We start from the raw sequence: 20,832 nt of genomic DNA, 5'->3' as shown, positions 1-20,832 counted from the left end.
TGGAGTTTCATGTGGCGTACCGATTCCTGTCGTGCTGCTTGGTGCTGTTGCTCCCGGCCTTTGCTGCCTCGGCGGCGGAGGTCTGCGACATCCCGCCCCGTTACGGCCTGAGCGATACCGCCAAGGCCATCGTTCGCAGCGCCTGCAACGAGCACCGGCTGTGGTATCGGCCCTTCATTGATCGCGATGGGCGCATCGCCAGCCTCGGCGTCACCGAAGCCGAAGCGGTACATCTGGCCGACAACGGCCTGTACGCCTGGCAGCGCGTGGTCGGTTACTGGCGCGACAGCGGCACCTTGTCGGCGATGGGCGCCATCCCCGGCGCCAGCAGTTGCATGCAGCCGACAGGCAGCCGTTACACGGACAGCGACTGCCGGGCCTTCCTCGTCGACAACCCCTGGTCAGCGGCCTTCATCTCATGGGTGATGACCCGTGCCAGCGTGCCGAACTTCAACCGCTCACCGCGCCACATCGATTACATCCGCGCCGCCTACCAGGGCGGCGGCGGCGCATTGCCCTATCGCCTGGCCGATCCGACCAGCGAGAGGCCCGCACCGGGCGACATGCTGTGCTATCTGCGCGACCGCAGCACCACCCTGAACTTCAGCGGCCTGGTGCAGGCCCTGGGCAGCGGCAATGCTGGCCACTGGAAGTCGCATTGCGAAGTGGTCATCGGCGCCAACATGGGCGGAGATCGCACCCTTTATCTGATCGGCGGCAATGTCGCCAACACGGTGGCGATGCGCAAACTCACGCTCGATCGCACCGGCCTGCTTGAACTTCCCAAGGCTTCCAGTTCCAGCACCACGGCAACGCTGGTGGAACCGGGCTGCTCACCGGGACAGGAGGACGAGTGCAACCTCAATCGACAGGACTGGGCGGCGTTGTTGAAATTGACCGCCACAGCTCCTGTGCGGCAGGTTCCCGTCGTTTCGCCCACCACGCTGCCGCCGACACAGAACACAGCCGTTCCGCCCACGCGCTGACGGCCATCAGACTCCGGCACGGGCGCGCATGTCATCACGCTACTCGCCAGGGCAGCAGATGCCCTAAAGTGGCGCCATGCCTACCCTGCTCATCTTGATGATCGTCGGTGCGATCGGCTTTGCGTTCTGGGACCGTTCCCGCGCTGCCGCCGACCGCGCCACCGAACTTGGCCGCAATGCCTGCCGCGCTGCCGACGTGCAGTGGCTGGACCAGAGCGTCCACGCCACCGGCCTGCGCCTGTGCCGACTGCCCAACGGCTGGGTCGGCTTCGAGCGCAGCTTCCGCTTCGACTATTCCCATGACGGCGTCGACCGCCATTCCGGGCGCATGGTGCTGCGCGGTGGCCAGCTGGTCTCCTTCACCGGCCCTTCCGCCGCACAGATTGGCCGGCTGCGGCAAAGCACCGAAGACGCCGAGGACGTGTAATACCGGGCCATGTCCGGCAGAAATTTCGCCGGCAAGGCCGGAGTCCCAACGTGGTGTCTGCGCAAATCAGCCAGCCGCACGGCAGGACAGCGCACAGCCATGCCGACGGGGAAGCAGCGCCGCCCAACTCCAGCGCGCTCCAGGACCGATAGACATTCGCGGCGTTGATTCAACTCAGGCTGGTTGGCACTGACGCCGAACCTGGGTTGCGTGCAACCCATCGGCCGATCGTCCATCAGCTTCGCGGCTCACGCCGCTCCTACGCAGAAGCCGGCAAAGCAAGGTGTTCTCGCACCGGAACGTTCCGCACAACGAAAACCGCCGCCTTGCGGCGGCGGTGGAAGCTTGGGTTACTTGACCACCCGCAGATGCGGGCGCTTGCCTGCCGGTGGCGGCTCGTCCGGCGGACTGGACGGTGGCGGCGCATCGTCATCCGGTCCCGACTCGGCACCCGGGATATCGTCCGGCAGCGCCATGCCCTGCCCGGTCTCCCGCGCATAGACCGCCAACACCGCCGAGATCGGCACGCTCACCGGGAAGCTGGTGCCGGAAAAACGTGCCGTGAAACTGACCGTCTCGTTGTCGATATGCAGACGCATCACCGCACGCTCGGCGATGTTGAGCACAACGCGCTCTTCCTTTATCGCGCTGGCCGGCACCTGCACGCCCGGCACACCGGCATCCACCATCAGGTGCGGTGTCATGCCGTTGTCGTTGATCCATTCCACCAACGCCCGCAACAGGTACGGCCGGTGGCTACTCATCCGGAAAGTTTCTTCTGTCATGTGGACAAGTGTACGCGCCATTGCCCATGCGATCACCGCCAGCCGGCGGTGATCGATAAGTCGACATACAGCCTTCAGCGGCTCAAAGCGGCGGCATTTCGCGCAGCTTTTTTTCCTGGTCGGTCAGGCTGCGGATGAAGCCGGGGTTACGGAAGATCCGGCTGCCGTAATCCTCGATTGCCTTGCCATCCTTGGGCAGCGGAACGCCCAGGGCATCCAGACGCCAGATGATCGGCGCCATGGCGCAGTCAGCCAGGCTCATTTCCGGATTGAGGAAGAACTTGGACGCCTTGAACAGCGGCACCGATTGCGCCACCAGTTCCTTCAATCGCTTGCGGCCAGCTTCGGCCTGGGTCTTGTTGCCCAGCTGGATGGCCTGCACCTGCGGCACCCAGTCGTGCTCGATGCGCAGCATGGCCAGACGCAGGCGTGCGCGCGAGAGCGGGTCCACCGGCATCAGCGGCGGATGCGGGTAACGTTCGTCGAGGTACTCGCTGACCACCGAAGCCGCGTACAGCACCAGCTCGCGCTCGACCAGGGTCGGCACCGAGTGATAAGGGTTCAGGTCGATCAGGTCTTCCGGCGGGTTCTGCGCATCAACCGGCACCAGGTCGTAAGTCACGCCTTTGGCCGCCAGCACCAACCGCACCCGGTGGCACAGCACGTCATCGGTCGCAGAGAACAGAGTCAAGGTATTACGCATACGCACACTCGCCGCCATCAAAGGCTCTCCAACGGCCGGAATCCGCCAGCCTTGCGGCCCCGCCAGCCCAGTGCCAGCGGTCGCCTCGGTCACCTGAGTGTGCCAATCGACAGGCGCGCTTGCCAAGACCCCTGCACACCCGGGCTCCCACCTGTATCAATGCACGTCTTTCCAGTATTCGGTCTTGACCAGGTAGGCCAGGAAGGTCAGCAGTGCCAGGAAAAGTATCACCCACACGCCCAGGCTCTGCCGCTTCAATGCAGCCGGCTCACCGGCATATTCCAGGAAATTGGTGATGTCGCGAACGGTCTGGTCGTACTGACGCGGGTCAACCTTGCCCGGCTGACCGAGCGTGAAGCCCACCACCGGCGGATCAATGCCGGCCTGTTCGGCCTTGCCGTGGATGGGGTGCTGGATGCCCTGCAGCTCCCACAACGGGTTGGGCATGGAGGCGTTCGGGAACACTGTGTTGTTCCAGCCCAGCGGCCGCGACTCGTCCAGATAGAACGATTTGAGGTAGCTGTAGATCCAGTCGCTGCCGCGCACGCGGGAGATCAGGCTCAGGTCCGGCGGCATCTTGCCGAACCACTTGGTCGCCGCGTCATGCGGCATCGACACCTGGATCTGCTCGCCATAGGCAGCGCCGGTGAAGTTGAGGTTTTTCATCACCTGCTCTTCGCTCAGGCCCAGATCCTCGGCCATGCGCGAATAGCGCAGGTACTTGAGCGAATGACAGGCCGAGCAATAGCTCATGTAAGCCTGCGCACCACGTTGCAGCGAGGCCTGGTCACCCAGGTCGTTGCCGGCCTGTTGCAGCTTGCCGCCCCCGGCCGCCGAAGCCGACGCGCAGAACAGCACCGCGGCAGCCATCAGCAGCCGCACAATCCATTTGTCAGTCATGCGTCGTCACCCGTTCCGGTACCGGCTTGGCGCTGTCGAGCTTGGTCCAAACCGGCATGGTGATGAAGAAGGCGAAGTACAGGAAGGTCAGCACGCGGCCCACCCAGGTTTCCCAGATGGCGGTGCCGGGGCCGGAGCCGATGATGCCCAGCCACACGAAGCACACCACCAGCACGCCCAGCATCACCTTGGTGATCGGGCCACGGTAGCGCACCGACTTGACCTTGGCCTTGTCCAGCCACGGCACCAGGAACAGGATGGCGATGGCCGAGAACATCACCAGCACGCCACCCAGCTTGTTCGGCACCACCCGCAACATCGCGTAGTACGGCGTGTAGTACCACACCGGTTTGATGTGCTCCGGAGTCACCAGCCGGTTGGCCTCGGTGAAGTTGTCGTGTTCCAGGAACAGGCCACCGAAGGCCGGGGCGAAGAAGATGATGAAGGCGGCAATCATCAGCAGGAAGCCGACGCCCACCATGTCCTTGACCGTGTAGTACGGGTGGAACGGAATGCCGTCGGTCGGCGCGGTCGGCGACCAGCGGTTGCCCTTGGGTCCCTTCTTGATCTCCACGCCATCCGGATTGTTGGAGCCCACTTCGTGCAGCGCGCCCAGGTGCAGCACCACCAGCAGCAACAGCACCAGCGGCAACGCGATGACATGCAGTGCGAAGAAGCGGTTGAGCGTGGCGTCACCAGGCAGGTAATCGCCCATGATCCATTCGGTCAGGCCATTGCCGATCACCGGGATGGCACCGAACAGCGAGATGATGACCTTCGCGCCCCAGAACGACATCTGGCCCCATGGCAGCACGTAGCCCATGAAGGCTTCGGCCATCAGCACCAGGTAGATCAGCATGCCCAGGATCCACACCAGCTCGCGCGGCTTCTTGTAGCTGCCGTACAGCAGCCCGCGGAACATGTGCAGATAGACCACGATGAAGAACAGCGAGGCACCGGTGCTGTGCATGTAGCGGATCAGCCAGCCCCACTCCACGTCGCGCATGATGTATTCGATCGATGCGAACGCCTCGGCTGCACTGGTCTTGTAGTGCATGGTGAGGAAGATGCCGGTGAGGATCTGGTTGACCAGAATCACCAGTGCCAGCGAGCCGAAGTAGTACCAGAAGTTGAAGTTCTTCGGCGCGTAATACTCGCTGACGTGCTTGCGGTACACCGGCACCAGGCCCGGGGCACGCTCGTTGACCCAGTTGGCCACGCCGGTGGCGGTGCGTACGAGGATATTGGCCATGCTCAGGCTGCCCCCTGCGGATCAACGCCGATGACGATGGTGCTGTCATCCAGATAATGGTGCGGCGGCACGAGCAGGTTGATCGGCGCCGGCACGTCCTGGAACACGCGCCCGGACATATCGAAACGCGACTTGTGGCAGGGGCAAAAGTAGCCGCCCTTCCACTGCGCGTCGTAGGGCTCGGGGCGTATCTCGGCGACCATTTCCGGCGCGCAACCCAGATGCGTACACAGCCCGACCAGCACCGATATCTGCGGCTTGATCGAACGGTATTCGGGATTGGCCTTGAGCACGTACTCCGGCTGCTGGTCCTTGTTGCCTGACTCAGGGTCCTTCAGGCGACCATCCAGCGTGGGCAGTGCATCGAGGATGGCCTTGGATCGTTTGACGATCCAGATCGGCTGACCGCGCCATTCCAGGACCAGGCGTTGGCCTTCCTGCAAGGCGCTGATATCGGCGGTCACCGGCGCACCGGCGAGCTTGGCCCGTGCGCTGGGATTCCACGATTTGATGAAAGGTACCGCTGCGAAGCCGACGCCAACTGCTCCGACCACGGCTGTGGTCGCTGTCAAAAATCGCCGACGTCCGGTGTTGACTGGATCGTTTACCCCATCGTTTGCCATCCGGCACTCCGATATTGATTAGGTAGCATAAGGCTGCCAGCAGTCTGGTGGGGGCCAGCCTGCTCTGAAACGAATCGTTCGCGAGTGTAGCGGAACGCTTAATGCCCGCACAACGCGATCAAACACCAGTCCGCGCAATTTGTCACGGACCGACGCAACAGGGTGACACCTTACTGCCGGGTGGCCAGCTCGCCCCTATAACGGTCGGCCAACTGTGCGACCCGTCGCACGTAGTACTGGGTTTCGCGGTAGGGCGGCACCCCACCGTGGCGGTCGACCGCACCTTCGCCGGCGTTGTACCCGGCAGCAGCCAGGGTCAGATCACCGTTGAAGCGACGCAGCAACCACGACAGGTACTTCACCCCGCCACGGATGTTCTGCGCGGCATCGTAGGAGTCGGTCACCCCGAAGCGCTGCGCGGTGGCCGGCATCAACTGCATCAGGCCCTGCGCACCAGCGCGGCTGAGCGCGGTCGGATTGAACGCGGACTCGGCATGGATGATGGCCCGCACCACGGCCTCTTCCACCCCGAACTCACGGGCGGCGGCAGCGATCTCGGTGTTGTAGGCCTGCATGTTCAAGCGCACCGTGCCGAAGTTCACGCCCGACTGCACGCCACAGGCGAAGCAACGCTCGATGTAGCTGTAGTTGATGGTGCGCACCTGGCCGATGCTGGCCACCTGCGTGGGGCGGGCACTGGTGTAGTGGCGAACCCCATCCTTCATATAGGAGTACACCTGCCCACTGACCACGCGCTGGGCGCGGCTGCTCGTAGCTGGGGCTGGCGTGGCGGAAACCGTGGTCGGCGCGGCCTGCGCGGCCACCCTGGTGGGATTGCTTTCGCCAGCCGCCACCGCCGCAGTGCTGGCCGGCGACGCGGGTGCCGGAGCGGGAATCGGGGCGGGAGTGGGCGTAACAGCAGCGCGACGCGGCGCCTCCCGCGACGGGCGATAACTGCTCACTACGCTGCAGCTTGCCCCGCTGACCCGCTTGTTGACGTAGTTGGGGATGCCATCCCCGCCAACACACTTGTACAGCGTGCCGGCACTGGCCGGCGAAGCGGTCAATGCGGCAGCGAGCAAGGTGACGATCCCCAAGATCCCCTTCATGGGCGGGGAGTCTCCCAGCTTCCTCGGGGCTTGCCAAGCCGATGCCGGTCACGATTCGGGCGCAGGGCGCGCCGGCCCGATACAATGGCCCGCTTCGACGCGGCCCCAGGGCCGCCTGCCCGCCCACCCCGTCTGGAATAAGCGCCATGCCCGGGACGCCAGCTACTCCCTTGCCGAATACGGCCGGCCTTGCCGTGTCGCCTGTTGAAATGACCACTCCTGAACTGATTCCCCTGCCCGGCGCCAAGCCGAAGGTTGCCGGCGGCGCGCGCGGCAAGCTCTACATCAAGACCCACGGTTGCCAGATGAACGAGTACGACTCGGCCAAGATGGCCGACGTGCTCGCCGAGTCCGAAGGCCTGGAGCTGACCGACAATCCCGAAGAGGCCGACGTGGTGCTGGTCAACACCTGCTCCATCCGTGAGAAGGCGCAGGAGAAGGTGTTCAGCCAGCTCGGCCGCTGGAAGGCCCTCAAGGCCGGTGGCCGTGACGTCATCATCGGCGTCGGCGGCTGCGTGGCCTCGCAGGAAGGCGAAGCCATCGTCAAGCGTGCCCCTTACGTGGACCTGGTGTTCGGCCCGCAGACCCTGCACCGCCTGCCGGAGCTGATCCGCGCCCGCCGCGAGCAGAACAAGCCGCAGGTGGACATCAGCTTCCCGGAGATCGAGAAGTTCGACCGCATGCCCGAACCGCGCGCCGAAGGCGCTTCGGCGTTCGTGTCGATCATGGAAGGCTGCTCCAAGTACTGCTCGTTCTGTGTGGTGCCCTACACCCGCGGCACCGAGGTCAGCCGCCCGTTCGAGGACGTGCTGGTCGAATGCGCGCAGCTCGCCGCGCAGGGTGTACGTGAGATCAACCTGCTCGGCCAGAACGTCAATGCCTACCGTGGCCCCTACGGCGACGGCGAGATCGCCGACCTGGGCCTGCTGATCCGCACATTGGCCGAGATCGACGGCATCGGCCGCATCCGCTTCACCACTTCGCACCCGCTGGAGTTCAGCGACTCGCTGATCGACGCCTACCGCGACGTGCCCAAGCTGGCCAACTACCTGCACCTGCCGGTGCAGGCCGGCAGCGACCGCATCCTCAGTGCGATGAAGCGCGGCTACACCGCGCTGGAATTCAAGGCCAAGATCCGCAAGCTGCGCGCGGTGCGCCCGGACATCTCGATCAGCTCGGACTTCATCGTCGGCTTCCCCGGCGAGACCGATGCCGATTTCGAGAAGACCATGAAGCTGATCCAGGACGTGGGCTTCGACCAGAGCTTCTCCTTCATCTATTCGCGTCGCCCCGGCACCCCGGCCGCCGATCTGGAGGACACGATCAGCGATGCCGAGAAGCACGCCCGCTTGTCGCGCTTGCAGGCGCAGATCAACGAGCATGCCGCCGGCATTTCCCAGTCGATGGTGGGCAGCGTGCAGTCCGTGCTGGTCGAAGGCCCGTCACGCAAGGACCCGAACGAGCTGACCGGCAAGACCGAGAACATGCGTTCGGTGAACTTCGCAGGCAGCCCGCGCCTGATCGGCCAGTTCGTGGACGTGGTCATCACCGAGGCGCTGAGCAACTCGCTGCGTGGCCGGGTCCTCACGCAGGAGTGAGGCCTCCCCATCCCGGGTGAGCGGTGCCTGCCCGGGAAACACCTTGCGCTCCTGCCTGCCGGGGTTGCATGCCAGGAGCGTCGCGCAGGAGCGCCCTTGGGCGCGAAGCTGGCCCTGTCCCCGAAGGCCGGAGACAACCGTGCCCTTCCGAAACGCGCCCCGCCTTCCAGATCACCGGCTTCGCGCCCAAGGGCGCCCCTACGTATCGGGGCCGGTCATTTTTTCGCCATGCCACTGAAACGCCCGCCGTTGCTGGGCTGCGCGCGGTTATCCACACCTTCATGCAGATTCGATCCACATCCGATGTGGACAACCCGCCCTGCCGATGGCAGTTTTTTGACCAGCCAGTCAGAAGCCTTGCGGCACAATGGCCGGGACAGGATATCCACAGGTTCGTCGCGTCCACATCCACATGGATTGTGGAGAACCCTGCGACCGCTCCGCAGGCTGCACCTCAGTCCAGGCGTTTGCGGAAGCGCAGGATCGCCCCGGTCATCATCACCGCACTGAACGCCACCAGCGCCAGCACTCCCGGCCACAGCTCCCAGAGGCTGGCCCCGCGCAGCATCACGCCCCGGATCAGGCGCAGGAAGTGGGTCAGCGGCAGCACTTCGGCCAGCCACTGCACCGAGCGCGGCATGCCGGCAAACGGGAACATGAAGCCGGACAGCAGAATCGACGGCAGGAAGATGAAGAAGGTCATCTGCATCGCCTGGAACTGCGATTTCGCGCCCGTGGAGATCAACAGGCCCAGTGCCAGGTTGGCAATAATCAACAGACCGGCCGCGAAGAACACATCCAGCAAACTGCCGCCTATCGGCACATGGAACAGCCAGGTACCCAGCGCCAGCACCATGCCGGTCTGCACCAGGCCGATGACCACATAAGGGATGACCTTCCCGATCATCAATTCGGCACTGGTGACCGGCGTGGCGATCAGCAACTCCATGTTGCCGCGCTCGCGTTCGCGCACGATGGCCACCGCCGTGAACAGCACCATCGTCATGGTCAGGATCACCCCCACCAGCCCTGGCACGATGTTGAGCGCGGAGCTGCGCTGCGGGTTGTAGAAGCTGACCACGCTGATAGCGCCCGGTGCCAGCGGCTTGAAACCACCATCAAGCGGCATCCGCGCCAGTTGCGCCGCCGCGCTCTGTACCGCGTTGTCACTGCCATCGACCAGGATCTGAAGGGCTTCGCGGCCTTCAGCGCGGCGCCGTTCGTAGTCCGGGGGAATGACGATGCCGATGCTGATCCTGCCCCTGCGCATGGCCTCCACCAATTGCTGCGGTGTCTGTGCCTCCAGCACCGGTTCGACCACACCGGTGGCGACGATGTCGCGTGCCAGCATGCGCGAGGCGGAGGTACGGGCCTGATCGGCGAAGCCGGCCGACAGGTCGCGCAGATTGGTGTTGATCGCATAACCGAACAGCAGCAGCTGCATCACCGGGATGCCGATGATCATCGCCAGGGTGATGCGGTCGCGTCGCATCTGCCGCAGTTCCTTGACCATGACTCCGAGCAGGCGTCGCGGTTTCATGTGCCTTCCACCTGCGTTGCGGACCGGCTGCGGGTTGCAGCGACGAACACATCTTCCAGGCTGGCCGCCTGCGGATGGACCTGCGCGGCGATGCCGGCCGCGCGCAGCGCTTCGGCCAACGCATCGCCACCGGCATCATCGGCCCGCAACACGCGCAGGCTGTTGCCGATCTGCGCAACGCTGATCACGCCCGGGCAGGCAGACAACACGCGCGCGGCCTGGCGCGGTTGCGCGGCATCGACCACCAGCGTGCGCCCGGCCAGGCGGCCGGTGAGTTCTGCCGGCGTGCCATCGGCGACGAGCGCGCCGTGATCGAGAATGGCAATGCGGTGGCAGCGTTCGGCCTCGTCCATGTAGTGGGTGGACACCAGCAGCGTCGTGCCCGCATCGGCCAGCTCGAAGAGTTTCTCCCAGAAGTCACGCCGCGATTCCGGGTCCACCGCGCTGGTGGGCTCGTCCAGGAACAGCAGTTCCGGCTCGTGGATCACCGCTGCGGCCAACGCCAGGCGTTGTTTCTGGCCGCCACTCATGGTGCCGGCCAACTGCTTCTGGCGGTCCTGGAAGCGGTACTGCTCCAGCAGCACATCGATCCGCTGGCGCGCCTGCTTTCCCGGCATGTCGTACACCGAAGCGAGGAACTCCAGGTTCTCGCGCACGCTCAGGTCCTCGAACAACGAAAACTTCTGCGTCATGTAGCCAATGCGGCTGCGCAGCGCTTCGGCCTGTTCCGGAATCGACAGCCCCAGCACCCGGATTTCACCGGCACTGGGCGTGAGCAGCCCGCACAGCATGCGGATGGTGGTGGATTTGCCCGAACCATTCGGGCCGAGGAAGCCGTAGATCTGCCGAGCTGGCACATCCAGGTCAAGATCATCCACGGCCTTGAGGGTGCCAAACAGCCGGCTGACCCCACGGGCGCGGATCGCGATGCCTTCCTCGGGCATGGCGCTATCCGCCGACAGGGCCCGCTCAGCGCGCGCCATCAGCCAGCACCTCCAACGGTGCCCCCACCGGCAAGGCCGATGCGTCCTTGCCCAGGCTGATCTCGGCCAGATAGCTCAAACGCTCGGCGTCCTGGCCGGTCAATGCGAAGTACGGCGTGAACACCGGCTCGCTGCGGATCATCCGCACGTGTCCGCCGTAGACCTGCGCGACCTCATCGCCATGCAGCTTCACCTGCACGGCATCGCCAACCTTCAGCCGGTTGCGCAGCGCCTGCGGCAGGTAGACGCGGGCATACGGTGCCTCTCCCACCAGCAGCACCACCAACGCCGCGCCCACAGCCGGTTGATCGCCAAGCTTGTAGGGAAGGCTGTCCACCCGGCCGGCGCGCGGTGCGGTGAGCGCCAGCTTTTCCAGCAGAACGGTTTGCGAACCCACATTGGCCTGGGCCGATGCCAACGCCGCTTCGCCCTGCGCCACCTGTTCGGAGCGACTGCCATGCAGTAGTTCGTCCAGCGCGGCTTCGGCGCGACGGGCTTCGGCCTGCGCGCTCTGCGCTGCTGCACGGGCGCGGTCCAGCTCGGCGGCGGCTACCAGCTGTCGCGTACCCAGCGGCTGCAGACGCGCGTAATACGCTTGCGATTCGCGGGCTTGCGCCTGCGCAGCGGTCACACTGGCCCGCGCCTGCGCGATGTCCTCACTGCGCGGCCCGTTATGCAGCTCCGACAGGGCGGCGCTGCTTTGCGCCGCCTGCGCCTGCAGCGCGGCCAACTGTGACTTGCTGTAAGCCAGCTCCAGCTGCATGAGCGGCTCGCCGGCGGCAACCTGCTGGCCTTCGCGCACATCGATCTGCACGATTTTTTCCGATGCTGGTGCAGGCAGGGTGACCCTGTCCCATTCCAGCGTGCCCAGGGCTTGTGGCGCCTGGCCCGTGCATGCGGCCAATGACAGCAGCACAGCGGCAAGGGGAATGCGTCGGTCTCTCATGCTTTCAGCTCCAATCCACGCATCAACAGCGCCAGCGCATGCCCCTGCACCTGCTCGGCCCCCAGTTCGGCGGCGCCAAACAGTTGCTGCCAGATCGGCGCACTGGCCAACGGAAACATCGTCAGGCCCACCAGCGACACCACCATCAACCGCGGATCGAGCTGCGGGTTCAGCCGTCCCTTCTGTTGCGCGACGGAGAAGCGCTCGGCCAGCACCTGCGGCAGCACCGGCCCAACCCGCTCGATCATCAGTTCACGCAACGCGCCTCCTTCACAGAGGATCTCCCGCACCCACAGCGTCGGCAGCCACGGATGCGCCGCCACCGTCCGCACAATGCCGTTGACGAAGGCGGCGACCAACGCATTCAAGTCATCACCCGCATCCCGTACACCGCCATGCACCTGCTCCATTACCGGCCACAGACGTTCTTCGACCACCGCCTGCTGCAGACGCGGCTTGTCGCCGAAGTAGTAGTGAACCAGTGCTGGCGTCACGCCGGCGCGACGCGCGATGTCGCGCAGCGACGTGGCGGCGATGCCCTGGGCCACGAAGCAGGCCACGGCTGCATCCAGCAGCTGCGCGCGCAGATCCGCCGCATCAACTGTCGGGCGTCGCCCCGGCGCCCGTTTACGGACCTTGCGGGCTGGATGCGCCGGTGCTCCGGGAAGGTCGCCAGCCTTGCCGTCGCGCTCGGAGCCATTCGGATCTTGTCGCTTCATGGAGCCATTTAATTCAACAGTTAATTAAATTTCAACCATTGCCGCGACGCCCATCAGCAGCCACCTCGCGCTGCCCTGGAGACAGCCACCGGCCCGACAATGCGCCTCCCTTGCCGGACCACGCCAGGCGGCCTTGATGTCGCGGCCTTCGACACCATCTTCCAAGTCATGACTGCTACCACCCACCGCGACTTCACCCTCGAACCCACCGACACCGAGCGCCTGGCCAACCTGTCCGGCCCGTTCGACGAGCACCTGCGCCAGGTCGAACTCAAACTCGGCGTGGAAATCGCCAACCGTGGCAACGTGTTCCGGGTCAGCGGCCCGGGCAAGACCACCGCCGAAGCCGAGAAGCTGCTCAAGGCGCTGTATGCCGAGGCGGCTGATGTCGTGTTCGACAGCCACGCGATCCACCTGCGCCTGAACCATGCCAACGTGCAGCAGGTGACCGAGCAGGCCTACGAAGCCCAGGAAGTGGCGATCAAGGTCAAACGCGGCACCGTGCGCGGCCGTGGCGCCAACCAGTCCAAGTACCTGCACCAGATCACCACCCACGACATCAACTTCGGCATCGGCCCGGCCGGCACCGGCAAGACATTCCTGGCCGTGGCGATGGCGGTCGAAGCACTGAACGAATCGCGCGTGCAGCGGCTGATCCTGGTGCGCCCGGCGGTGGAAGCCGGCGAGAAGCTGGGCTTCCTGCCCGGCGACCTGACCCAGAAGGTCGATCCCTACCTGCGCCCGCTGTACGACGCGCTGTACGAAATGCTGGGTGTGGAGAAGGTGGCCAAGCTGCTGGAGAAGAACGTCATCGAGATCGCACCGCTGGCCTACATGCGCGGACGCACGCTCAACGACGCCTTCGTGATCCTGGACGAAGCGCAGAACACCACCATCGAACAGATGAAGATGTTCCTCACCCGCCTGGGTTTCGGCTCCACTGCGGTGGTCACTGGCGACCTGACCCAGACTGATCTGCCCAAGCACATGAAGTCCGGCCTGCGTGACGCCATTGAAGTGCTGCGCGACGTGGACGGGGTGAGTTTCACCTTCTTTGAATCGCGCGACGTGGTGCGTCACCCGCTGGTGGCACGCATCGTCAACGCTTACGACCGGCGCGATCTGCAGCAGGTAAAGCCCGGCGCCGAGTAAGGCTTACACTCCCGGCACCCGCCCTGCACAGGAGGTGCCATGTCCCGCCCGTATCTGCTGCTGTCCGTCTGCGTGTTGATCTCGGCAATGAACGTCCCGGCCACCGCCGGGAACAAGGACAAGCAAGCCGCTGCGGCGGCGCGTCCTTACGTTGAAACCAGCTATCTGGTTGCGCCCAGGCAAGTCGGCGAGTTCGAGCTTGAAGGCAGCTCCTTTGATCCCAAGCAGAAGTTTTCCGGTGCAGGCTTTCGCTACGCGGTGAAAGGCCATCAGGAAATCCGGATCGACATTTATGTCTATCCGGCAGGCCGCATGAGCCAGAACGCGGCCATGGAGAGCGGGGTGAAAGGCTTCCGCGATGGGCTGGCGCTGGCGGTTGAACAAGGCACCTACTCGCAGTTGCGGGAGCTGCATCAGGCTCCCTTTCCGCTCGCTCCGCCCGATTCGGCCAGCAAGACGCCGGCCAACGACGTCGATGCGCAGGTGATCAAGGCCATTGCCGATGCCGAACAGATCACCGGTCAGAAGCTGCAGATGAGCCTGAATCTGATGCCCCGGAACTGGCCGATGTATTCCAACGGTTACCTGTTCTACAAGCAGTTGTATTACTTCAAGCTTCGCGCCTCGGCAGCGCAGGAGCGCATCACCACCGAGCAGTTCAATGCCGTGACCGACCTCGCCGCACACACGCTGATCCCGGCATTGCTGGTCGCCAACGTCGGCGACTGCGCGAGCTCGACCATCTATCTCTCGCCAGATGCAACGCCGGAACAGAACGCGCTGGCGCTGGTCAGCCAGGCCAGCGTGCACGAAGGCTACAACTGCCATGGTTCCGTCGAGAAGGCTGGCATTGCAGCCCGGCGCGCCGACAACGAGATCGTTGAGATTTCCTTCACGGCCGACGAGTGGAAGTCGCAGTGAAACCCCCGGCGCGCGATACTGCACCCATCTGAACTGCCTCAATTGCTGGAACCTGCCATGACCAAGGGCCCTATCCGCCTCGATGTAGCTGTCAGCTACGCCCTCCCCCGCGCTGGACTGCCGGCGGCCGTGAGCTTCCGCAAGTGGGTTGCCGCCGCATTGAACGGCCGCATCCGCGAAGCCGACCTGGCAATCCGCGTGGTCGATGCCAAGGAAGGCCAGTCGCTGAACCGCCATTACCGTGGCAAGGATTACGCCACCAACGTGCTCAGCTTCCCGGCCGAAATCCCCGAAGGCCTGCCCAAGGGCGTGAAGTTCCCGCTGCTGGGCGACCTGGTGATCTGTGCGCCGGTGGTGGAGCGCGAAGCCGAAGAACAGGGCAAGGCGCTCAACGCGCATTACGCCCACCTCACCGTCCACGGCGTGCTGCATCTGCTGGGCTGGGACCACGAGGACGACAAGGAAGCCGACGCCATGGAGCAGCTTGAGCGCGAAATCCTGGCCGACCTGGGCATCGCCGATCCCTACGCCGGCGAGCAGTGAGCCTTGCCTCAGCTGCCGCGTAGGAGCGGTTTCAGCCGCGAAGCGATTGCGGCATCCGCCGTCGGAAACCACGCAGTTGCAGACAGCCTGATTGCGGGAACGTGGACGCCGACCAGCGCCAACGGCTTCGCGGCTGAAGCCGCTCCTAAAGAACAAAGCGGCTTCACGGTAGGAGCGGCGTTCGCCGCGAAGTCACCGCCATATCCGCCGCCAGCAACAACGCAATTGCAGATGGTCTGATTGCGGGAACGTGGGCGCCGGCCAACACCACTGGCTTCGCGGCTTACGCCGCTCCTACAAGAGCTCAGACCGCCGCTACATCCGGAGTGCGTCACGTTCTTCGGCTCTGTGGCGTTTGCCCCCTCCTCTTTCCGCGCCACATCGGCTTATCATCGGCTCCCGTTGAATTCCACGGAGTGCGCCGCGTGCGCCTGATCCGCCTACTCCCGCTGCTGCTCACCGTTGCCGGCACCGCCCAGGCCCAGAACATCGACCTGCCCGCCCTGATGGAATGCCGCCAGAGCGTGAGCGAGTTCGCCGCGCTGGCGCCCATCGCCGCCGATCCGCTCAAGGCCGTCGCACTGGGCTGGCGGCCGTTGCCGCAGGGCAACCTGTTCATGAACGAGTACATCCTGAACACGCCGATCACCGTGTTCGGCCGCAGCGCCGAGCACATCGCCATGGCCGGCGGAACCATCGTGGCCCTGTTCGACATGCCCGACCCGCGGCCGTTGGCCAAGGAGCTGGACCTGGAGGTCGGCTACGACGCACCGGACAAGTTCATGGCCGGGCGCGAACTGGTCAGCCGCGACGTCATCGACGCCAAGAGCGGCGAAGCGCTGATCGAGTCGGTGATCCTGAGTGTCTCCAACGTCAAGTCGCACCCCGGCAAGACCCTGGCCGGCTGTACCTACAGCCTGGACCAACCGGCCGAAGGCGAGGCCCCGGCCGCACCCGCAGCCGATGCGCTCAAGCCCGCCGGTTGATCGGACGACAGCAGGCATGCTGTTAGACTTGCCGGCACCGCCCGGCAAGCCGGGTGCAGTCAAACCAAGAGATGTCTGAAGACGACAGTAGTACCGGCCCCGAACCGGCCGAAAAGAAACGCAGCTGGCTGGAGCGCCTGAGTTCGGCCTTCTCCAGCGAGCCCCACACCCGCGACGAGCTGGTGACGATCCTGCAGACCGCACAGCAGGACGGCCTGATCGCCGCAGACACCCTGCGGATGATGGAAGGCGCCATTTCGGTGGCCGAGCTGACCGTCGGCGACGTGATGATCCCGCGCTCGCACATGGTGTCCCTGGCGGTCGATTCGCCCTTCCTTGAACTGATGAAGCAGGTGGTCGAATCCGGCCATTCGCGCTTCCCGGTGCATGGTGAGAACAAGGACGACGTGCTCGGCATCCTGCTGGCCAAGGACCTGCTGCGCGGCGTGGTCGCCGACAACAGCCACTCCACCATCCGCGAGCTGCTGCGCCCGGCGGTGCTGATCCCCGAGTCCAAGAAGCTCAATGTACTGCTCAAGGAGTTCCGGCTCTCGCGCAACCACATGGCCATCGTGGTCGATGAGTACGGCGGCGTTGCCGGTCTGGTCACCATCGAGGACGTGCTGGAACAGATCGTCGGCGACATCGATGACGAGCATGACGAGACCGAAGACCACACCGCGCAGATCGCCATCCTCGCCGATGGCCGCTACGTGGTGGACGCGCTGACCACCATCGGTGATTTCAACGAGCGCTTCGGTGCCGACTTCTCCGATGACGATTACGACACCATCGGCGGCCTGGCGACCGAAGCCATCGGCCACCTGCCCGAAACCGGCGACGAACTGACCCTGGGCCGCTTCGTGTTCCGCGTGGCCCGTGCCGACGCGCGCCGCGTGCAGGCCTTCCACGTCACCGTGCTGCCCCCCGAAGACCAGGACGAAGATTGATCACGTTCCGCCTGCCGCGGCTGTTGCTGCCTGCATTCGCCTTGCTGTTCCTGCTGCTGAGCACCGGCATTGCCGCCGCGCAGACGGCTGCCGCTGACGATGCCCGCCCCGCACCACGCGTCGGGGTGGTGACGATGCAGCCCGGTGAGATCTTCTTCGAGCGGTTCGGCCACGACGCACTGGTCGTGGTCGATCCGGTCAGTGGCCAGGCCACGTCGTACAACTTCGGCTACTTCGATCCGTCCGAGCCGGATTTCATCGGCAACTTCGTGCGTGGCCGGATGATGTACTACCTGGTGGCGCTGCCGCTTGAAGAAGACCTTGCCCAGTACAGCGACGCCGGGCGCGGCGCCAGCATCCAGTGGCTGGACCTGCCGCCGGCACAGGCACGCGCCCTTGCCGATGGGCTGGCCGAACGCGCCAAGCCCGAAAACGCCCGTTACCACTACGACTACTTCCTGGCCAACTGCTCGACGATGGTGCGCGACGCACTGAATCAGGCAATGGACGGCGGGCTGCAGTCGCAGCTGGCCGGTCGTTCGCGTGGCAACACCTTCCGCAGCGAATCGGTGCGACTGGCCTCGCCTTCGTTGTGGATGTGGCTGGGCTTCGACATCGGCATGGGTCCCAGCGCCGACCAGCCACTGTCACGCTGGGAAGAAGCCTTCGTGCCGATGCGCCTGGCCGACAGCCTGCGCGAAGCCCGCAACAGTGAAGGCCGCCCGCTGGTCCAGGCCGAACAGGAACTGCTGCCGCAGCGCCTGGCAGCCGAACCCAAGGAAAAGATCCGCCGCTGGTGGCCGTGGCTGCTGGTCGGTCTGGCGATTGCAGGCCTGATCATTGCCGGACGCCGGCGCGTGCGGCTGATCGCGGGTTTCGCCCTGCCGTTCTGGCTGCTGTGCGGCGTCGCCGGCGCCCTGCTGGCCTACCTGTGGGGCTTCAGCGCGCATCACGCCGCATGGGCCAACCGCAACCTGCTCCTGCTCAGCCCACTGTCACTACTGCTCGTTCCCGGCGCCTGGACGCTGCTGCGCGGACGTCAGCCCGGACGCTGGTTCAGCTGGCTGTTGTGGCTGGTGGCAGGCATCGCTGCGGTGGCACTGCCGGTGCAGTGGCTGTCCTTGCAGGCACAGTTCAACACGCAGTGGATCGTGCTGCTGCTGCCGATCCACCTTGCTCTGGCGCTGACACTGGGCAAGCGGAGCTTGGCGCCTGTGTTGCGTTGAGGCACGATGGCCGGCATGGAACCGGCCATCTCAACCGCAGCGCCCGCCAACCCGGCCTGCGTCATCAACTGCACCTGGTACGCCGAGGATGGCAGCTCGCGTCCGCTCGACCTGGACAGCATCAGCGACGTACTGCAGAGCGAAGCCAAGGGCTTCGTCTGGGTGGGACTTTACGAACCCAGCGATGCGGTGCTCGACAAGCTGGAAGAAGAATTCAACCTGCATCCGCTGGCCATCGAGGACACCCGCAAGGCACACCAGCGGCCCAAGATCGAGACCTACGGCAACTCGCTGTTCGCGGTGGTTCACACCGCGCAGGTGGTGGACGAACGCATCCGCTACGGTGAAACCCACGCCTTCCTCGGGCCGCGCTTTCTGGTGACCGTGCGCCACGGCGCCTCGTTGTCGTATGCACCGGTACGTGCGCGCCTGGAGCGCGAGCCCGAGCTGCTGGCGATGGGCCCCTCGTTCTGCCTGTACTCGGTGCTCGATGCGGTGGTGGACAACTACCTGCCGATCACCGACAGCTTCCGTGACACGCTGGACTCGCTGGAGAAGGACATCTTCTCCGACAGCTACAAACGCCGCACCGTCATCCGCCTGTACGAACTCAAGCGCGAACTCAACAAGATGCGGCTTGCGGTGGCGCCATTGCAGGACGCACTTGCACAGCTGCAACGCAGCCAGGCGCAATTCGTCAACGAAGAAGTGCGGCTGTACCTGCGCGATGTGCAGGACCACGCCGCGCGCGTCAACGATGCCATTGACACGCTGCGCGAAATGCTGGGAACCGCCTTGAGCGTGAACCTGTCACTGGTGACGCTGGCGCAGGGCGAGACGGTCAAGCAGCTCGGTGCGTGGGCGGCCTTGCTGGCCGCGCCTACCCTGATCACCAGCTGGTACGGCATGAACTTCGCGCATATGCCGGAGCTGGGCGGGCGCTTTGCCTACCCGCTGCTGATGCTCGGCGTCGGCACGGTATGCGTGGTGCTGTACCGGCTGTTCAAGCGTTCGGACTGGCTGTAACGCCGCCGGCTACCGTTTCATCCATCCTGGATTTCGAGGGGACTCCATGGGAAGCAATTCCGTTCTCGGCGGCACGCGTCGCCATTTCCTGCGCAACTCGCTGGCGGTCGGTGCCATCGCACTGCCGCTGTCGTCGCTGACCCAGGCTGCCACGCCGGCACGCGCCGACGACGCACTGCCCGAATCCATCCGCGCATTGAAGCCGGTGGCCTCGCAGGTGGTGCCGATCAGCAACCAGGAGCGCGCCAGTCGTGTCGCCCGTGCGCAGCAGCTGATGGGCACGCACGGCATCGACGTGGTGTTCATCGGCGCCGGCAGCTCGCTTACCTACTTCACCGGCATGCACTGGTGGAACAGCGAACGCCTTACCGGCGTACTGCTGCCGCGTAGCGGCGACCCGGTCTACGTCACGCCCGAGTTCGAGCGCGGCCGCACGCTGGAGCAGATCAAGCTCGGCAACGATGTGCGCGGCTGGCAGGAGGATGAAGACCCGTACGCGCTGGTGGCCAAGGTCATCCGCGACATGGGCCACGCCACCGGCACCATCGGCATGGAGGAAACGGTTCCGTTCTTCCGAGCCAAGGGCATCATGGATGCACTGCCTCAGGCGCGCGTGGTTGATGCCCGGCCGGTCACCGCCGGCTGCCGTCGGGTGAAGAGCGCCGCCGAACTGGCGTTGATGAAACTGGCCAACGCCAACACCCTGGCGGTGTACGAAGCGGTGTGGAAGGCGCTCAAGCCCGGCATGACCGAGCAGGACATCAGCGGCCTGATCGCAATGGCCTACGCACGCACCGGCCTGCCCGGTGATGCCAGCGTCAACATCGGCAAGTACACCGCTTCACCGCATGGCTCGGACCAGCCGCAGCACCTGGTCGAAGGCACACCGATCATCTTCGACGGCGGTTGCCGCGCCGGTGGCTACACCAGCGACATCACCCGCACCGTGGTGCTGGGCCAGCCCAGCGACGACATCCGCCGCATCTTCGACATCGTGCTGCAGGCGCAGACCGCAGCGCTGAAGACCGCGCGTCCGGGAGTGACCATGGAGTCGGTGGACGCTGCTGCGCGCAAGGTGATCAGCGATGCCGGCTACGGTCCGGACTACCGCTACTTCAGTCATCGACTGGGCCATGGCATCGGCATCGACATGCACGAATGGGATTACCTGGTCCGTGGCAACAAGCACGTCCTGGAACCGGGCATGACCTTCAGCGACGAGCCGGGCATCTACATTCCGGATAAGTTCGGCGTGCGGCTGGAAGACATCCTGTACGTCACCGAGGATGGCGCGGCGTTGATGACGCCACAGAGCCCGTCGATCGATCAACCGTTTGGTTGAAGCTACCCCTCCCCGGCCCTCCCCTTGGCTGCGCCAAAGGGAGGGAGTGGAATTGCACGGCCGGTCAGATTGCAGCGAAACCCGTTCTTGCCTCCCTCCCCTTGGCTGCGCCAAA

At 65.0% G+C, this 20,832-nt stretch carries 21 protein-coding genes; 11 read left to right on the top strand and 10 right to left on the bottom strand.

All coding sequences use genetic code 11. The features are described from left to right. Window positions 1–11: 11 nt before the first annotated feature. On the top strand, window positions 12–986 hold the full coding sequence (locus LR961_RS06925) for a DUF2272 domain-containing protein (RefSeq protein ID WP_232147674.1): 975 nt from the start codon (window positions 12–14) through the stop codon (window positions 984–986). 76 nt (window positions 987–1,062) lie between these two features. Beyond that, on the top strand, window positions 1,063–1,413 hold the full coding sequence (locus tag LR961_RS06920; protein ID WP_232147673.1) for a DUF3301 domain-containing protein: 351 nt from the start codon (window positions 1,063–1,065) through the stop codon (window positions 1,411–1,413). A gap of 350 nt (window positions 1,414–1,763) precedes the next feature. Here the strand turns inward: LR961_RS06920 and LR961_RS06915 are convergent, their stop codons facing one another. The 6 genes from LR961_RS06915 to LR961_RS06890 form a co-directional block, all read right to left on the bottom strand. Further along, window positions 1,764–2,198, bottom strand: coding sequence for a ClpXP protease specificity-enhancing factor (locus LR961_RS06915; protein WP_232147672.1), 435 nt, complete (start codon window positions 2,196–2,198; stop codon window positions 1,764–1,766). An 82-nt stretch (window positions 2,199–2,280) separates the two neighbouring features. Then, complete coding sequence (locus tag LR961_RS06910) at window positions 2,281–2,919, bottom strand: glutathione S-transferase N-terminal domain-containing protein (protein ID WP_232147671.1); 639 nt, start codon at window positions 2,917–2,919, stop codon at window positions 2,281–2,283. Window positions 2,920–3,057: 138 nt separating this feature from the next. Next, a complete protein-coding gene (locus tag LR961_RS06905; protein ID WP_232147670.1) occupies window positions 3,058–3,801 on the bottom strand; it encodes a cytochrome c1 in 744 nt (247 codons plus the stop codon). Next, window positions 3,794–5,053: a cytochrome bc complex cytochrome b subunit gene (locus LR961_RS06900; RefSeq protein WP_232147669.1), complete on the bottom strand. Its 1,260-nt coding sequence runs from the start codon at window positions 5,051–5,053 to the stop codon at window positions 3,794–3,796. The genes LR961_RS06905 and LR961_RS06900 overlap by 8 nt, the downstream gene beginning before the upstream one ends. A 2-nt stretch (window positions 5,054–5,055) precedes the next feature. Further along, window positions 5,056–5,676 (bottom strand): ubiquinol-cytochrome c reductase iron-sulfur subunit, encoded by a 621-nt coding sequence (petA, locus tag LR961_RS06895; RefSeq protein WP_232147668.1) that lies wholly within the window; start codon window positions 5,674–5,676, stop codon window positions 5,056–5,058. 170 nt (window positions 5,677–5,846) lie between these two features. After that, window positions 5,847–6,785 carry a lytic transglycosylase domain-containing protein gene (locus tag LR961_RS06890; protein WP_232147667.1) on the bottom strand — a complete coding sequence of 313 codons (939 nt, stop codon included), beginning with the start codon at window positions 6,783–6,785 and terminating at the stop codon, window positions 5,847–5,849. A 146-nt stretch (window positions 6,786–6,931) separates the two neighbouring features. On the opposite strand from LR961_RS06890, the gene miaB reads away from it, so the two are divergent. Next, window positions 6,932–8,383, top strand: a complete 1,452-nt coding sequence (gene miaB, locus LR961_RS06885) for a tRNA (N6-isopentenyl adenosine(37)-C2)-methylthiotransferase MiaB (RefSeq protein ID WP_232147666.1) — start codon at window positions 6,932–6,934, stop codon at window positions 8,381–8,383. Window positions 8,384–8,837: 454 nt separating this feature from the next. On the opposite strand, the gene LR961_RS06880 is transcribed toward miaB, so the two are convergent. The 4 genes from LR961_RS06880 to LR961_RS06865 are packed head-to-tail and all read right to left on the bottom strand — an operon-like array spanning window position 8,838 to window position 12,571. Continuing rightward, window positions 8,838–9,923 carry an ABC transporter permease gene (locus LR961_RS06880; RefSeq protein ID WP_232147665.1) on the bottom strand — a complete coding sequence of 362 codons (1,086 nt, stop codon included), beginning with the start codon at window positions 9,921–9,923 and terminating at the stop codon, window positions 8,838–8,840. Continuing rightward, a complete protein-coding gene (locus LR961_RS06875) occupies window positions 9,920–10,846 on the bottom strand; it encodes an ABC transporter ATP-binding protein (RefSeq protein ID WP_232149252.1) in 927 nt (308 codons plus the stop codon). Before LR961_RS06875 ends, LR961_RS06880 begins: the two co-directional genes overlap by 4 nt. A gap of 46 nt (window positions 10,847–10,892) precedes the next feature. Then, window positions 10,893–11,852 (bottom strand): HlyD family secretion protein, encoded by a 960-nt coding sequence (locus tag LR961_RS06870; RefSeq protein ID WP_232147664.1) that lies wholly within the window; start codon window positions 11,850–11,852, stop codon window positions 10,893–10,895. Next, entirely contained in the window at window positions 11,849–12,571 is a 723-nt protein-coding gene (locus LR961_RS06865) for a TetR/AcrR family transcriptional regulator (protein ID WP_232147663.1), read from the bottom strand. The genes LR961_RS06870 and LR961_RS06865 overlap by 4 nt, the downstream gene beginning before the upstream one ends. Before the next feature lie 168 nt (window positions 12,572–12,739). Here LR961_RS06865 and LR961_RS06860 point away from each other — a divergent pair, with 168 nt between their 5' ends. The 8 genes from LR961_RS06860 to LR961_RS06825 all read left to right on the top strand — a co-directional run bounded on the left by LR961_RS06860 (window position 12,740) and on the right by LR961_RS06825 (window position 20,717). Then, a complete protein-coding gene (locus LR961_RS06860) occupies window positions 12,740–13,723 on the top strand; it encodes a PhoH family protein (protein WP_232147662.1) in 984 nt (327 codons plus the stop codon). A 39-nt stretch (window positions 13,724–13,762) separates the two neighbouring features. Beyond that, window positions 13,763–14,644, top strand: a complete 882-nt coding sequence (locus LR961_RS06855; protein ID WP_232147661.1) for a hypothetical protein — start codon at window positions 13,763–13,765, stop codon at window positions 14,642–14,644. Between the two features lie 57 nt (window positions 14,645–14,701). After that, window positions 14,702–15,187, top strand: coding sequence for an rRNA maturation RNase YbeY (gene ybeY / locus LR961_RS06850; RefSeq protein ID WP_232147660.1), 486 nt, complete (start codon window positions 14,702–14,704; stop codon window positions 15,185–15,187). Between the two features lie 431 nt (window positions 15,188–15,618). Next, window positions 15,619–16,173, top strand: a complete 555-nt coding sequence (locus LR961_RS06845; RefSeq protein WP_232149250.1) for a hypothetical protein — start codon at window positions 15,619–15,621, stop codon at window positions 16,171–16,173. 71 nt (window positions 16,174–16,244) lie between these two features. Next, entirely contained in the window at window positions 16,245–17,123 is an 879-nt protein-coding gene (locus tag LR961_RS06840; RefSeq protein ID WP_232147659.1) for a transporter associated domain-containing protein, read from the top strand. A gap of 50 nt (window positions 17,124–17,173) precedes the next feature. After that, window positions 17,174–18,349, top strand: a complete 1,176-nt coding sequence (locus LR961_RS06835; RefSeq protein WP_232149248.1) for a DUF4105 domain-containing protein — start codon at window positions 17,174–17,176, stop codon at window positions 18,347–18,349. Between the two features lie 6 nt (window positions 18,350–18,355). Further along, a complete protein-coding gene (locus tag LR961_RS06830; RefSeq protein WP_232147658.1) occupies window positions 18,356–19,375 on the top strand; it encodes a magnesium and cobalt transport protein CorA in 1,020 nt (339 codons plus the stop codon). A 46-nt stretch (window positions 19,376–19,421) separates the two neighbouring features. Next, on the top strand, window positions 19,422–20,717 hold the full coding sequence (locus LR961_RS06825; RefSeq protein ID WP_232147657.1) for a Xaa-Pro peptidase family protein: 1,296 nt from the start codon (window positions 19,422–19,424) through the stop codon (window positions 20,715–20,717). Window positions 20,718–20,832 lie beyond the last annotated feature (115 nt).

The sequence above is a fragment of the Stenotrophomonas sp. SY1 genome, from assembly GCF_021202945.1.
Lineage (GTDB): Bacteria > Pseudomonadota > Gammaproteobacteria > Xanthomonadales > Xanthomonadaceae > Stenotrophomonas.
This window is presented reverse-complemented; position numbering and strand designations above follow the sequence as displayed.

Bases quoted from the DNA above. Each gene is read 5' to 3' on its own strand.
- LR961_RS06920 (WP_232147673.1), top strand. From the start codon at position 1,063: ATGCCTACCCTGCTCATCTTGATGATCGTCGGTGCGATCGGCTTTGCG.
- LR961_RS06915 (WP_232147672.1), bottom strand. From the start codon at position 2,198: ATGACAGAAGAAACTTTCCGGATGAGTAGCCACCGGCCGTACCTGTTG.
- LR961_RS06910 (WP_232147671.1), bottom strand. From the start codon at position 2,919: ATGGCGGCGAGTGTGCGTATGCGTAATACCTTGACTCTGTTCTCTGCG.
- LR961_RS06905 (WP_232147670.1), bottom strand. From the start codon at position 3,801: ATGACTGACAAATGGATTGTGCGGCTGCTGATGGCTGCCGCGGTGCTG.
- LR961_RS06900 (WP_232147669.1), bottom strand. From the start codon at position 5,053: ATGGCCAATATCCTCGTACGCACCGCCACCGGCGTGGCCAACTGGGTC.
- petA (WP_232147668.1), bottom strand. From the start codon at position 5,676: ATGGCAAACGATGGGGTAAACGATCCAGTCAACACCGGACGTCGGCGA.
- LR961_RS06890 (WP_232147667.1), bottom strand. From the start codon at position 6,785: ATGAAGGGGATCTTGGGGATCGTCACCTTGCTCGCTGCCGCATTGACC.
- miaB (WP_232147666.1), top strand. From the start codon at position 6,932: ATGCCCGGGACGCCAGCTACTCCCTTGCCGAATACGGCCGGCCTTGCC.
- LR961_RS06880 (WP_232147665.1), bottom strand. From the start codon at position 9,923: ATGAAACCGCGACGCCTGCTCGGAGTCATGGTCAAGGAACTGCGGCAG.
- LR961_RS06870 (WP_232147664.1), bottom strand. From the start codon at position 11,852: ATGAGAGACCGACGCATTCCCCTTGCCGCTGTGCTGCTGTCATTGGCC.
- LR961_RS06865 (WP_232147663.1), bottom strand. From the start codon at position 12,571: ATGAAGCGACAAGATCCGAATGGCTCCGAGCGCGACGGCAAGGCTGGC.
- LR961_RS06860 (WP_232147662.1), top strand. From the start codon at position 12,740: ATGACTGCTACCACCCACCGCGACTTCACCCTCGAACCCACCGACACC.
- LR961_RS06855 (WP_232147661.1), top strand. From the start codon at position 13,763: ATGTCCCGCCCGTATCTGCTGCTGTCCGTCTGCGTGTTGATCTCGGCA.
- ybeY (WP_232147660.1), top strand. From the start codon at position 14,702: ATGACCAAGGGCCCTATCCGCCTCGATGTAGCTGTCAGCTACGCCCTC.
- LR961_RS06840 (WP_232147659.1), top strand. From the start codon at position 16,245: ATGTCTGAAGACGACAGTAGTACCGGCCCCGAACCGGCCGAAAAGAAA.
- LR961_RS06830 (WP_232147658.1), top strand. From the start codon at position 18,356: ATGGCCGGCATGGAACCGGCCATCTCAACCGCAGCGCCCGCCAACCCG.
- LR961_RS06825 (WP_232147657.1), top strand. From the start codon at position 19,422: ATGGGAAGCAATTCCGTTCTCGGCGGCACGCGTCGCCATTTCCTGCGC.